The sequence below is a fragment of the Loktanella sp. F6476L genome, assembly GCF_023015725.1.
Taxonomy (GTDB): Bacteria; Pseudomonadota; Alphaproteobacteria; order Rhodobacterales; family Rhodobacteraceae; genus Yoonia.
Window position 1 is genome coordinate 915,971 of record NZ_JALKAR010000001.1, and the last position, 14,123, is coordinate 930,093.

11 protein-coding genes and 1 tRNA gene are annotated in these 14,123 nt (G+C 53.3%); 4 read left to right on the top strand and 8 right to left on the bottom strand.

Annotated features, from left to right (window positions below):
- Window positions 1-2: 2 nt before the first annotated feature.
- From MWU61_RS04610 to MWU61_RS04625, 4 genes are all read right to left on the bottom strand, one after another.
- Entirely contained in the window at window positions 3-1,052 is a 1,050-nt protein-coding gene (locus MWU61_RS04610) for a hypothetical protein (protein WP_247127068.1), read from the bottom strand.
- Between the two features lie 196 nt (window positions 1,053-1,248).
- A tRNA-Gly gene (locus MWU61_RS04615) sits at window positions 1,249-1,322 on the bottom strand.
- Window positions 1,323-1,465: 143 nt separating this feature from the next.
- Entirely contained in the window at window positions 1,466-3,505 is a 2,040-nt protein-coding gene (locus tag MWU61_RS04620; RefSeq protein WP_247127069.1) for an ASKHA domain-containing protein, read from the bottom strand.
- Between the two features lie 104 nt (window positions 3,506-3,609).
- Window positions 3,610-4,347: a hypothetical protein gene (locus tag MWU61_RS04625; RefSeq protein WP_247127070.1), complete on the bottom strand. Its 738-nt coding sequence runs from the start codon at window positions 4,345-4,347 to the stop codon at window positions 3,610-3,612.
- An 80-nt stretch (window positions 4,348-4,427) separates the two neighbouring features.
- Here MWU61_RS04625 and guaB point away from each other — a divergent pair, with 80 nt between their 5' ends.
- From guaB to MWU61_RS04640, 3 genes are all read left to right on the top strand, one after another.
- A complete protein-coding gene (guaB, locus tag MWU61_RS04630) occupies window positions 4,428-5,876 on the top strand; it encodes an IMP dehydrogenase (RefSeq protein ID WP_247127219.1) in 1,449 nt (482 codons plus the stop codon).
- 57 nt (window positions 5,877-5,933) lie between these two features.
- Window positions 5,934-7,109 carry an RsmB/NOP family class I SAM-dependent RNA methyltransferase gene (locus MWU61_RS04635; protein WP_247127071.1) on the top strand — a complete coding sequence of 392 codons (1,176 nt, stop codon included), beginning with the start codon at window positions 5,934-5,936 and terminating at the stop codon, window positions 7,107-7,109.
- A 269-nt stretch (window positions 7,110-7,378) separates the two neighbouring features.
- The gene (locus tag MWU61_RS04640) at window positions 7,379-9,520 is read left to right on the top strand and encodes an ATP-binding protein (protein ID WP_247127072.1); all 2,142 of its coding nucleotides are present in this window, start codon (window positions 7,379-7,381) and stop codon (window positions 9,518-9,520) included.
- Here MWU61_RS04640 and MWU61_RS04645 read toward each other — a convergent pair.
- Window positions 9,517-10,488, bottom strand: coding sequence for an ROK family protein (locus MWU61_RS04645; RefSeq protein ID WP_247127073.1), 972 nt, complete (start codon window positions 10,486-10,488; stop codon window positions 9,517-9,519). The genes MWU61_RS04640 and MWU61_RS04645 overlap by 4 nt on opposite strands.
- Window positions 10,489-10,496: 8 nt before the next feature.
- Window positions 10,497-11,828, bottom strand: a complete 1,332-nt coding sequence (locus tag MWU61_RS04650; RefSeq protein ID WP_247127074.1) for a GH1 family beta-glucosidase — start codon at window positions 11,826-11,828, stop codon at window positions 10,497-10,499.
- 173 nt (window positions 11,829-12,001) lie between these two features.
- Here MWU61_RS04650 and MWU61_RS04655 point away from each other — a divergent pair, with 173 nt between their 5' ends.
- Window positions 12,002-12,766, top strand: a complete 765-nt coding sequence (locus tag MWU61_RS04655; RefSeq protein WP_247127075.1) for an HpcH/HpaI aldolase/citrate lyase family protein — start codon at window positions 12,002-12,004, stop codon at window positions 12,764-12,766.
- Between the two features lie 104 nt (window positions 12,767-12,870).
- Here MWU61_RS04655 and MWU61_RS04660 read toward each other — a convergent pair whose 3' ends face one another.
- Together MWU61_RS04660 and MWU61_RS04665 are read right to left on the bottom strand one after the other, a co-directional pair.
- Window positions 12,871-13,428 (bottom strand): TIGR02281 family clan AA aspartic protease, encoded by a 558-nt coding sequence (locus MWU61_RS04660; RefSeq protein WP_247127076.1) that lies wholly within the window; start codon window positions 13,426-13,428, stop codon window positions 12,871-12,873.
- Between the two features lie 34 nt (window positions 13,429-13,462).
- Window positions 13,463-14,095, bottom strand: coding sequence for a MarC family protein (locus MWU61_RS04665; protein WP_247127077.1), 633 nt, complete (start codon window positions 14,093-14,095; stop codon window positions 13,463-13,465).
- Window positions 14,096-14,123 lie beyond the last annotated feature (28 nt).

Here is a 14,123-nt window from a genome sequence, read left to right on the forward strand (position 1 = left end):
CCCTATTCCATTGTTGCGGGATTTGTTGCGGGATCGTCTTCGACTTCCAAACGCTCTGCTCGAAGGATGACAGCCTCTTGAACAACACCCTTCTTTACCTTTGCGTTGATTTGCAAACTGACAGGCGCTTTACTCCATTCCGCTTCTTTTATGACGTCGCGATCCTTTAGGGAGGACATCACTTCTTGTACGTCTGCCGCAAAGGATTCAGCAGTATCACTATTCACGACGAAAACACGGAATCCGTCTGCAACAGTGGTGTCAACTTTTTGGATGCGATAGGTACCATCGCGGCGCTCGTCTACAGACTCGGTTCGCTTTTCCCGCGTAACGTTTCTACCAACGTCTGCCGGAATATTGACCCCGTTAACTACCGCGTCAGATTGTGAAGAGTGTTTTACCATCGAATGGCGAGCGACTTCCGCTTCTTCTGTGAATATTTGAAGCGTGGGGTTAGCTCTAGTTGCCTTGGCGATCAAATCTGCGCGGCCCTGATCGACTGCAACTTTCTGAACTGTTTCAAATGCTTTTGCTATGAGTTGATCCGTGTCACGTTTAGACCCTGCATTGATCTCTGCGAGTTTGGTTTCTGCCCGCTTGGTTAGCCAGTGACGAGTTACGGTCACGCCGGTCCAAGCTAGTATAGCAACAATCAATACAATCGCGATTTGTTTTGGTTCCATTTTACCTACCGCTGCAATAACAGCTTCCTTTAAAATATCGCCTAAATCGGCTTCTTGATCAGAACTTCCACTTTTGACTTTAACGACCAGTTCGAGTTTTTCGCGCTCTAAATCAGTCAGAGACCGCGCATCGTCCGCACCTTTAGCGGCTATTGCATAGCTTCGATAGAGGGCTCTTTGGGCATCTTGCCACCCCTGCATCATATATGTGTTTAAGGCGGAGTCGTATCGCTCTTCTGGAATGTATACGCTTGATTTTACCCAGTCGCCGAACTCCAACTCTTCAATTGAATGAATGTCTAACGCACCATCAATTAATTGTGAAAGAACGTCCCAAGCTTCGTTTTCTGAACCTATCTTAATTGGCATAACAATTCCTAAAAAATACAATTCTAGCTTGTGCCAGTTAGATGGCTTAACACAACCCCAAGAACATCAATTCCGAACTTTAGTGCGGGATTTGTTGCGGTAAATGTTGCGGGATTTTGATGGAAATAGAGTGTTGCGGGATTTTTTTTGTAAAATCTTTTGAAATCAAATGCTTATTTTGGGTATGATTTGTTTTTGGAGCGGGTAACGAGAATCGAACTCGTAACTGAAGCTTGGGAAGCTTTCGTGATACCTTTTCACCATACCCGCGCGCTGTCGTCGGGATAGCCAAGCGGTTCGGGGCCGTCAACGCATAATCGGAGCAACACCCGCGAAATGACGCGCAACATGCCCTTCTTTTGGCCCCAAATATCCCGGGGGTTTGGGGGCTGGCCCCCAAGCGGTTAGCGATCTCAGCCGCGTCGTCTGCGTCGACGTCCGCCGCCGGTATCCGCACCTCCTGTGTTATGCGTAACGGTCGGGAGGGTGACGATCGAATTCAGGATCGGGAATGGTTCAACTGCGTTGGGAATGGCAGACGCATTCACGAAATGCTCTTGGAAGCGCGGCTCAATGGCGGTCTCGATCTTATGGATATTATGAACCGTTTCTTCAATTTCTGCACGTGCGTTGCGATTAAGCAGCGCGATCCGCGCCCCCGTACCAGCTGCGTTTCCGGCTGAAGTCACTTTGTCTAACGGTGCATCAGGGATCATCCCCAAAACCATCGCGTGTTTGGGCGAGATATGCGCCCCAAATGCCCCCGCAAGAACGACACGGTCGACCTGATCAACGTCGAACTTATCCATCAACAGCCGCGCGCCGGAATAGAGCGCTGCCTTCGCCATCTGAATTTCGCGGATATCGCGGTTTGTCACCGTGATTTTCGGTCCGCCTGTGGCTGTACCGTCATGCACCAGATACGACTGAGTCCGTCCGTCCTCAAAACAATTGGGGGATCCGGTTTGTTCCGCCGATCCGATCAGGCCGGGTGCATCGACGATGCCTGCCAAGCGCATTTCTGCGACCATTTCGATGATACCGGACCCGCAGATGCCTGTGACGCCTGTTTTGGCGGTTTCTTCTGCGAATTTGGGGTTGTCAGACCACAGATTAGATCCGATGACCTTGAAACGTGGGGTCTTTGTGGTCGGATCAATCTCGACCCTTTCAATCGCACCAGGTGCCGCACGTTGGCCACTGCTGATCTGCGCCCCTTCAAAGGCGGGTCCCGTGGGGGATGAACAGGCGAGCACTTTGTCTTTGTTACCCAGCAGGATTTCGGCGTTTGTACCCACGTCCACAACCAGCACGAGATCGTCGGATTTATTCGGAGCTTCAGACAAAGCCACAGCTGCCGCGTCAGCACCTACATGGCCCGCGATGCAAGGTAGGATGTAGATACGGGCAGCGGGGTGGATGTTCAGGTTCAGTTCAATCGCCCGCAGCGATAGCGATTCAGACGTTGCCAACGCGAATGGTGCTTGTCCCAGTTCAAACGGATCAATGCCGAGGAACAGGTGGTGCATGACTGGATTACAGACAAACACCGCATCCATGATTTGGTTACGGTCGATTTCCGCTTCTGCGGCAATCTGTGTAAACAGCGCGTTCATGCCTTCTTGGACCGCAGTGGTCATTTCATCCGCACCAGAGGCGTTCATCATGGAATAACTGACGCGGCTCATCAGGTCTTCACCGAAACGAATTTGCGGATTCATGATGCCGGATGATGCGACGACGTCGCCTGTATGTAGATCACATAGGTGTGCTGCGATTGTCGTTGACCCCAAATCGACGGCCAGTCCGTAGATCGCGCCGTCAAAATATCCGGGCCAGACCTGCATGATGCGTGGTGCAAAGGTATCGTCACCCAGATGCACCGCACATGTGACTTTCCATTCGCCTTTGCGCAGCGCCGGTTGCAGGGCCTTGAGAACAGTCAAATCAGCTTCGAGTGCGGGCAGGTCCCAATCCCGACGCAATGCCGTAATCAACCTCTCCAGATCGCCTGACGGGTCGTGCATGTCTGGCTCTGCCACTTCGACGTAGTAAAGCCGTGTTGTGGGGTTGAGCGTGATATCACAGGCTTCCGCACGTTTGCGCACAACTTGTTTATGGACTTGGCTGGTCTCTGGCACGTCGATGACAACATCGTTTTGCACAGTGGCTTGGCAGCCAAGACGGCGGCCTCTTGCCAGTCCGCGAATATCGTCATAGCGCTGTTCGACAGCGTTCCACTCTGACAGCGCGTTTTCATGCACGGTCACGCCATGTTTGGAAAATTCACCATAAGACGGCGTAATCTGGCATTTCGAACAAATTCCGCGTCCGCCACAAACGGAATCGAGATCGACCCCCAACTGGCGTGCTGCCGTCAGGATCGGGGTCCCAACTGGAAAGTTGCCGCGTTTGCCGGAGGGCGTAAAAATTACGAGGGGATCAGTCGTCATAAGTGTGGCCTGTTCGTTGTTAGCCATAGGCTATCCCGCCGTGATGATTTCTGGAATGGCCATTACCGTCATAATGATTATGCAGAACGGCATCGTGACTGGTTTTAGCGTCCTTCAAAGACGGAAACACCGACGATCCAAACGATCAATGGGATCGGCAGCGTCGCAATCATCACGGTGATCAAAACGACCCAGCCTCGAAATAAGCGCGACAGACCTGCAACCATCATTATGCCGCCACCACCGCCAATGGCAAACGTCCCCGGCACGTTTAGAAGCAGGCCGAGCGTTGCGTATCGATAATCGACGGTCAGCCGCGACAGCCAGCGTGGTAGTAGTTTGCGTTGGGAGGCCAGGCGTTCAGCAGGATTGGATTCTGCAATGCGATCAAGGTACGTGCAGATTGTTTGTAGCCCAAGGTCGCAGAAAATTTTACGCAGCCAAGGCAACGGAATGGTGCGCCCAATGAGGTAAGCGACTATTAGTCCGGTCACAGTCGCAATGTAGACGAATGGTGCGACCGCAGCGCCCTGCAACAGCAGCAATGCGATGCCGACTTCGATACCCGGCATAAAGGGCGTCGCAATCAGGATGGCGTAGATGAGCAGGCTGATGGCGATGATACCTGCCATCGTCATGGTGCCCGAGATCGAATTCATTTCGCCGATGAAATTTTGCGCCCAGCTCAGGAACGTATGCAAACCGATGACAATGCCTGTGAACATGGCAAACCAGATCACAGCCCTGAACCACGCGGGTTTGGTCAATGACGGTGCTTTAGGGGGTAAGTCGGACTGCATTTCGCGACGATGGGCGGGAAATGATCCCACTACAAGCGACATTGCCTGTTTTGCCCTTTTGATTGGATCACAACCATGCGATAGGGCCGTGTCAAACGATGCCACTGTCCAAGGAGATGACGATGGAGATTCGCGAGGCGCTGACCTTTGATGACGTGTTGCTTGTGCCGGGGGCATCTAGCGTGATGCCGTCAACTGCGGATACCCGCACACAGGTTACCAAATCCATTTCGATGAACATTCCGCTGTTGTCCTCTGCGATGGATACAGTGACCGAAGCCAAGATGGCGATTGCCATGGCGCAGGCTGGCGGCATGGGGGTTGTTCACAAAAACCTAACGGTTGATGAACAGGCCAAGGAAATCCGTCGTGTGAAGCGGTTTGTGTCCGGCACCGTCTACAACCCCGTAACGCTGACACCCGATCAGACGCTTGCAGATGCGCGGGCATTGATGGAACGCTACCGGATCACAGGTTTTCCTGTTGTTGGCCCTGAAGGCCGCGTCGTTGGTATCGTGACCAACCGCGACATGCGCTTTGCGCAAGATGAAAACACACCTGTTTCGGTAATGATGACGTCCAATGACTTGGCGGTCCTGCAAGAACCTGCCGATCTGGATGAAGCGCGGTCGCTCATGCAGGCACGCCGGATCGAAAAACTTCTGATCACGGATGGTGCTGGCAAACTGACAGGTCTGTTGACACTGAAAGACAGCGAACAAGCAGTTTTGAACCCGATTGCCTGTAAAGACGATCTTGGCCGTTTGCGCGTTGCCGCTGCAACCGGTGTAGGTGACAGCGGGTTTGAACGGTCGCAAGCGCTTATTGACGCGGGTGTTGATATGATTGTCGTTGATACGGCCCATGGCCATTCTGAAGGCGTTGCACAAGCGGTTGAACGGGTCAAAGCGCTGAACAGCGGCGTGCAAATCGTCGCGGGTAACATCGCAACTGGCGAAGCGGCCAAGGCGCTGATTGGATCAGGTGCAGATGCTGTTAAAGTCGGGATCGGACCGGGGTCTATATGTACGACACGCATGGTTGCGGGCGTTGGTGTTCCACAGCTGACAGCGATTATGGATTGCGCGAAGGCGGCAGGCGACACGCCAGTGATTGCCGACGGCGGCATCAAGTTTTCTGGCGATTTTGCGAAGGCAATTGCGGCCGGTGCGTCCTGTGCGATGGTCGGATCAATGATCGCAGGCACAGATGAAAGCCCGGGCGAGGTTATCCTTTACCAAGGGCGTTCATTCAAATCCTATCGTGGCATGGGATCGCTTGGTGCGATGGCGCGCGGTTCAGCTGATCGGTATTTCCAGAAAGACGCGGCGAGCGACAAGCTGGTGCCGGAAGGTATCGAAGGTCAGGTTCCGTATAAGGGGTCTGCCAATGCTGTTGTTCACCAGTTGGTGGGCGGCTTGCGGGCAGCTATGGGCTACACGGGCAATGCGACTGTGGCTGAAATGCGCAAAGGCTGTAACTTTGTGAAGATCACGGGCGCGGGGCTAAAGGAAAGCCACGTGCATGACGTGCAAATCACGCGCGAAAGCCCGAATTACCGGATCGGTTGATTTCTGGCAGCAACGACAGGCAACGACGGTGTGTATCCGTCTTACGAAGGATAGATCATGACACCCGCTGCCCGTGTTGCTGCTGCAATCACCGTTCTTGATGACATTCTTGCTGGACGGACGGCGGAAAAAGCCTTGTCTGACTGGGCAAGGGGAAGCCGTTTTGCCGGATCGAAAGACCGCGCAGCACTCCGCGATCTGGTTTTTGATGCATTACGCAAACGCGCGTCCAGCGCTGCGATTGGTGGTGCATTAACAGGCCGTGGGTTGATGATTGGGTCGCTGCATCAAGATGGTGTTGATCTGACCACAATGTTTTCCGGCGAAGGGCATGCGCCGTCTCCGCTTACCGCAGAAGAAAACGATCATTTGGATGCAGCACAGTCTTTGTCAAAACACGATGCCGTTGATTTGCCGGAATGGCTTTGGGATCAGTGGCAAACGGATCTTGGGGAAATCTCTGAAGAGACCGCATTAACCCTTAGGGAACGTGCGCCATTGTTTTTACGCGTCAACACCCGACGTAGTCCGACAAAGGCGGCTATTCAGTCGTTATCGGAGGATGGCGTGGACGTCGTTGAACACGATACCCAAGCGGGTTGCCTGCGGGTGATGAGCAATCCGCGTCGTGTGAAACTGTCTACGGCCTACACGACTGGATTGATCGAAATCCAGGACGCCGCGTCCCAAATGGCTGTTTCTGCCTTGGACATTGCGGACGGCGCGACGGTTTTGGATTATTGTGCAGGTGGCGGTGGTAAGGCGCTGGCGATTGCGGACATGTTCGACTGTGCCGTGACGGCCCACGATGTTGCCATTCAAAGAACCGCGGACATTGCGCCGCGTGCAGATCGCGCGGGCGTGCAGATTGACGTCCTGAATACCGATGAGCTTGATCGCCACAGCAGCTACGATGTGGTTGTCGCAGACGCACCTTGCAGCGGCAGCGGGACATGGCGGCGAAATCCAGAAGCTAAGTGGACTTTTTCATCCGCGAAACTATCTGCTTTCAGTGCGTTGCAATCTGAAGTTATCTTGGCTGCGTCTCAACATGTGCGTACCGGCGGCAATTTGTACTACATGACCTGCTCGGTACTTATGGAGGAAAACCAGCGCGTCGTTGACAGGTTCTTACGTGATCACGAAGGCTGGTCCGCTGAACCGATCTTGCAGCTTTACCCAAACGACCAATCCGACGGTTTCTATCTGTGTAAACTCACTAAATCTGGGTAGGCGCGGCTCTGATCTTGTTCTGTTAACCTTTGGTTAAGCGGATTTTAGTATCCGCAATTGGACTAGATCAGGAAGGGAAACGCGTGCGGGCTATTGCGAAACGGCCACCGGGAACGGAAGGGTTTTGGGCGCGTTCAGTGCATCCGGGCCTTTTGGCCTTGCCAATACCACTCTTACTTGTCGCAGCAATTATTGTGACGCCGTTGACGATATCGCTCGGTCTTGTGATCTCGGCGGTAACTCTCGGAATTCTTGCTGCAAAGGGGACAATGGCACGACGCCAAGTCCATGCCAAACAGCGCCTATTAAGCGAAGCTGTTCCATTGTTGGTTAGCAACGACTTGAACCCCGCATTTCTGACCGACGCGGATGGCGTGATTGCGTACGCAAATGAAGCCGCAGATGAACGGTTTGCCGAAACGTCGGACAATTCGTTGGGCGCACGACTTGCGACTGTGATCGCGAACCCGGATGCCGTTTTGTATCGGTTGCAATCGCGGGCAATCACGATGGCATCCGCGCGTGAAGATATCGTGACCCGGGCAGGGCAGTACAGGCTTTCGGTGGCGCGGGTCGGGCCGATGATGTTCCTATGGCGCTTTGATGATTTGGTCGAGGCCAGCCAAAAGAACGAACGGGCGTCGGCGTCGCTGTCCTTGCCAATGATGACCGTGGGAAAAAGCGGCGCTATCTTGTTCTTAAATGATGCATTTCGGCGGTTGCTGGAACAGAGGCCACGATCGATAGCAGAAGTGTTTGGACCTGTGCCGATCAAATCCGGTGACTTGCACCGCATTAAGACTGTTGATGGTACCGTGGACTGCATTGTTGCAGAAGTGTCTGGCGGGCCGGGGCGACGTGAAGTGTATGCGTTGCCGGCACCGGCAGGTGCGACGGGCACCCGTGCTGACGAAGAGACGATATCGAATTGGAGCGCGATTGAGGATCTACCCGTCCCGCTCATGAAAATTTCGGGTTCTGGCGATATTTTGGATTCAAATCGCGAAGCGCGTTTGTTGCTGGGTGTGAAATCAACGGATAATCGTCGGATCACCGAAGTGCTGGATGGTTTGGGCCGTCCGGTCAGTGACTGGATCAAAGAAACCTTCGAAAAACGCGTGGGGCAAGCTTCGCAGTTTTTGGAAGGAAAGGGCGAACGTCAAGACATGGTCGTGCAGGTCACACTGAATGTCGCAGGTGTCGGCGCGGAGGCCCATCTCATCGCCGTCATGAACGATGTCACCGAGCTAAAATCGCTGGAAGCGCAGTTTGTGCAAAGCCAAAAAATGCACGCGATCGGACAACTCGCAGGCGGTGTGGCCCACGATTTTAACAACCTTTTGACTGCAATATCAGGGCATTGCGACTTGTTGTTGTTGCGACATGATCAGGGCGATCAAGATTATGGTGACTTGGTCCAGATCCATCAAAACGCCAATCGCGCGGCCAGTCTTGTTGGGCAGTTGCTCGCTTTTTCACGGAAACAGAATCTTCAGCCTGAAATTGTTGATCTACGCGATACGCTGTCGGATCTGACACATTTGCTTAACCGCTTGGTCGGTGAAAAGGTAACGCTCACGCTGAATCACGACCCCAATTTATCGCCAATCAAGGCGGACAAACGCCAGCTAGAACAAGTTCTTATGAATCTTGTCGTCAATGCGCGTGATGCGATGCCTGATGGCGGTACAATTCAGGTTGTGACCGAAAATCTCGTTTTGGAGAAAGAGATTGAACGCGATCGTGCGTTTGTTCCTGCCGGTGAATATGTCGTAGTAAAAGTTATTGACGAAGGGCAGGGTATTCCGCCGGAAATCATGTCCAAAATATTTGTGCCGTTTTACACGACAAAACGTCTGGGCGAAGGCACGGGACTTGGCCTTTCAACCGCCTACGGCATCGTCAAGCAAACCGGCGGCTACATTTTTGCAGACAGCGAAGTCGGGCGTGGCACGCAGTTTTCACTACTTTTCCCACATCATGATGTTCCTGTTACAGAAGTGGTGCAGCCCGAAACTCCCGTTCCTGCGCCACTCAGCTTGGCCACTGATGGCGTAATTTTGCTGGTCGAAGACGAAGCGCCTGTACGTGCATTTGCGTCACGGGCGTTGCGACTGCGGGGGTACACGGTGCTAGAAGCCGATTGCGCCGAAGCAGCGCTGCAGTTGTTGTCGGACCCAGAACTAAGCGTAGATATCTTTGTGACCGATGTCATTATGCCGGGCATGGATGGTCCGACGTGGGTGCGCGAGGCATTGTGCGATCGTCCAGACACCAAGGTCGTGTTCGTCTCTGGCTATGCTGAAGATGCATTTAGCGACGACAAATCCAGGATACCAAATTCGGTATTCTTGCCAAAACCGTTCTCATTGAACGACTTAACAAACACCGTTCAGGGACAATTGCACTAGATTGTTTTAACCTGGGCGAGATATGCAGCGCAGCCGGTTAAGGCTGCATAGTCATCTTTGACGACAGAAATCGGAAATTTCTTCATGAAGGGTCCAAAACGCCCTTTGTCGCAAAAGGCATCGGCAAAACCGGCTTTTTCCAAATGTGGTGCAAAAGCGCGAGATACACCCCCAACAAGGAAAATGCCTCCAAAGGGTAACAATGTCAGCGCTAGGTTCCCGCAAACGGCCCCAAGCAAGCGGACACAAATAGCGACTGTTTCGACTGCCAATGGCGCATCATCGTCACACGCCGCCATGATTTCATAGGCTTGCAGGGTCTCAGCAACACCATGCTTTTCGGCAACGAAACGATAAACGTTTTCAATGCCACGACCTGACAACACATCTTCGATGGATGGAAATCCATGCGCTTGGCTGACGAAATCCGCAAGTGCGTGATCTTCGGCGGTCAGGGTTGGCAACGTCGCATGCCCACTTTCAGACGCGGGCACGACACGGCCTCCGGGACTTTCGATAACGGGTGCAGTGTTGAAACCGGTTCCGACCCCAACCACCAGTTTCGCCGCCGATGCTTTCGCGGACGTTCCTGACAGCACGGAATCAAGGTTTGCCTCAGACACATGCCCAATCGCATACCCTTGCGCCTGCAAATCGTTCAAAATCGCGACCGTTTCAGCCTTTGTCGCGGCACCAAGAGACGCTTCTGTCATCGCCCAATCAAGGTTTGTCATCCGCGCCTGACCGTCTTGAACGGGGCCCGCGACTGCAACGCAGGTCGCAATCGGATCGACCCCACCTTCATCTTCCAGATATTGCTGGAGCACGGGTTCAAGACCGCTGTAGTTCCGGTTTTCGTACCGACGGATCGTGTTTTCAAGAACCCGACTGCCATTTGCGAGAGCGACGCGCGTATTTGTGCCGCCAATATCAGCGACAAGCGCGTAATTGTTCTTGGGATGTGTCATATCTTGTCTCAGCGGTTGCTACGCAATGCCGTAGCGAGCGCGTGGTAGGATGCTTTTGGCGTCCGCACCTGTGTTTCATAATCTACATGAACAATACCAAATCGTTTGTCATAACCAAAGGCCCATTCGTAATTATCGAGCAAAGACCAGTAGAAAAACCCTTTGACGTTTGCGCCTTCCGAAATTGCGTCTTTGGCTGCAAGAATATGATCGTTCACAAAGCTTTCGCGCACAGGATCAGCGACCGCGCCATCAACGACATCATCATCCCATGCCATGCCGTTTTCGGTGACATAAAGTGGCATATCTCCAACGTAGTCTTTTGAGAGACGCGTCAAAAAATGTTTCAGACCATCAGGATAAATCGCCCAATCCATGCCTGTTTTTGGCAATGGGTCGTCTTCTGATTTTACCGCAGGCCAAACCGCGCTGACGTCTTCGGACATCAAGTGTCGCGTGTAATAGTTCACGCCAAGCCAATCGATGGGTTGATTGATGACGGCCATGTCATCTTCCCAGCCTTTCGGCATGTGTCCTTCGAAACCCTGAAGAACAACTTCGGGGTAGGTGCCTTTGGTGATCGCTTCGATAAACCAACGATTAAAGATTCCGTCTTGCAGATCGGCTGCGGCGCGGGCGCTGTCGCTATCATTTGCCGGTTGGGCATAGTCAAAGTTGAGAACAATGCCGCAATTTTTCTGGCCACGCGCGCGAAGGCGTTCCATGGCGACGCCATGCGCGAGATTGACGTGGTGCATGGCACGCGCGGTAGCACGGATATCGCGCTGACCAGGGGCATGATGCCCGAGGTAATGGGACAGAAATGCGACGCACCATGGCTCGTTCAGTGTTGCTACTGCTTCAACACGATCACCAATGCGCCCCATGATGACGTCTGTAAAATCACCGAACCATTTACCAACATTAGGGTTTGTCCAACCGCCAAGATCCGCAAGCGCTGATGGCATTTCCCAGTGATACAAGGTCTGGAAAGGTTTCAGGCCGCGCGCCAGAATTGCGTCCACCAACCGGTCGTAGAAATCCAGACCTTCTTGGTTCACTTGACCGCGGCCTTCCGGCAGAACACGCGCCCAACTTGTCGAAAAGCGGTATGCGTCCATATTGGCATCTTTCAAAAGATCGAGATCGTCCTCGAACTTATGATAATGGTCGCATGCAATTGCACCGTCCTGCGCCTTGAAAACATTGCCTTGGGTCGCGGCGAAGGTGTCCCAATGTGTTGAACCGGCGCCGCCGAAAGAATGGCCTTCAATCTGGTAGGCGGCTGTTGCGGCACCAAAGACGAAACCATCAGGGAAGTCAGCGCGGGTGAAGTTCATAATGGTGGTCCTTGATGCTCTACGACGATTTAGATGTCAGATTCGTAATACGTAAACGATTACATAAGCCATTGCGTATGTCCTGCATAGAGAGTTTTCCAACTGAATCTCCTGACCTCTTGCTTCGGGTCCGACTGTGTGACCAGATGGCAAAATTGAATATGAGGTACCCGATGGACGTTCCAATTAATGGTCTCAAGACGGCGATGCTTTCAGGCAAGCCGCAATATGGTGTTTGGCTGAACACTGGATCGCACGTTGTGGCTGAAATGGCGGGTCACTGCGGTTTTGACTGGTGTTTGATCGACGGTGAACATGGGCCCCTGACGTTGAGCGAAATGGTCCCGCAGTTGCAAGCGCTGGCCACGACCCCAACGCACGCTGTCGTGCGGATTGCAGATCCACAGGCCTGGATGATCAAACAGGTTCTGGATATCGGTGCGCAAACGGTACTTGTGCCGATGGTCGACACAGGGGACCAGGCGGCGGAAATGGGGCGTGCGATGCTTTATCCACCGCATGGTAACCGTGGCATGGGCGCGGCGATCGCGCGGGCTTCTGCTTTTGGTAATATGACGGGATATTTGCGGGACGCCGGTGATCAAGTTTGTCTGCTTGTGCAGGCTGAAAGCGCAGCCGCCCTTGAGAATATCGATGCCATTGCGGCCGCCGAAGGGGTTGATGGCGTATTCATCGGTCCGGCCGATCTATCCGCTGACATGGGTTTCACGGGCAATCCGGATCATCCCGATGTGTTGGCCGCCATTGATCATATGATCGACCGCATTCACGCGGCTGGCAAGATTTCTGGCATTCTGACCTTTGCACCGGAACGCAGCAAATATTACGCTGAACGCGGTGTCGGATTTGTTGGCATCGGCGCCGATGTTGCAATTTTCGGGCGCGCACTAAAGGCGGTCTTGGCGGCTGTACGCTAGAATTCGAAGTCCGCGTTGAAATCCTCTGGTAGCGCATTCGGGCTGGCGCAGGCCGTGAGGCCCAGCAATGTGCAAATAATCAATAGGCGCAACATGGTTTTTCCTTAACGCGACAAGATAAGTTCACCATCGGTGATTGAGATACTGTCGTAAAGACCGAGATAGGTCATCCCAAGCAGAGACTGATCCATCTCGCCGCCGTTCACCGTCGCGCGCAGACGTGCGTCGGTGTATGGGCCAACACTGACCTGATCGAGTACAACAGACGCGGTGCGGACTTCGCCGTTGGCAGTGCGCGCAATGCCCAGATAGCGCAGGTTATCCGGATCAAGACCCACGTTTTGCGCATCTTGCTGTGTCAAAACGACTTGCGTCGCACCAGTGTCGACGACAAAGTCGACGGGTACGTCGTTGATATCCAATGTAATATAATAATGACCGTCCGGTGCGCGCGGCAAAACGATGTCTGTGCCGCTGACCGCTTGGCGGGGTGCGATGTCGCGACTAATGTCATTCCATAGACCAATGGCTGCGATCGTACCCACAAAAATCATGCCCCAGATGGCAGCTTGCTGTGCGACCTTACCAAGGTTGTTTTTGTTAGCGAAAATATAAGACCCAGCAATGGCCGCACCAAGCAGCACAAGATAGGTCAGTTGCATCTTCTGATCTGTGTTCATGCGCTTAATATAGGTGCTACGCACCAATTCCAAAGGTCTGGGAAATCCCATCAAGCACAAACTGGATTGCAAGTGCGGCCAAAAGCATGCCCAGAACCCGTGTGACAATGTTCAATCCAGTCTTGCCAAGCACGCGTTCGACAGGGTTCGAGGCGAACAAAAAGGCTAGCAAAATCAGCAATACGGCGACGACAACACCGATGATCGCCAGCACATCTACGACACTTTCTGACTGGCCTGCCAACAGGATCAGGGTTGTGATGGCACCGGGGCCAACGATCAATGGCAGCGCCAGCGGGAAGACAGATGGGTCTTCGGTATGTTCTTCGCCGCCTTCGGTTGCGTTGTCTTCACGGCGGGCCTGACGTTTTTGGAACAACATCTCTAGCGCGGTCAGGAACAGCAAAACGCCCCCCGCGATGCGGAATGCAGGCATTGAAATGCCGATAAAGCCCAACAAAGCCTCGCCCAACAAAATGAATGCCACCATTAAACAGAAAGCGATGACAACCGACCGGATCGCGATGACGCGCCGTTGGGACGGAGACATCCCTTGGGTCAACGCTAAGAATAACGGCGTGAGGCCCGGTGGGTCGATGATCACAAACAACGTTGTAAATGCGGCGATCAATGCGGGTAATTCTGTCATGTCAGTGCCTTACGGATAATGCGGGAGC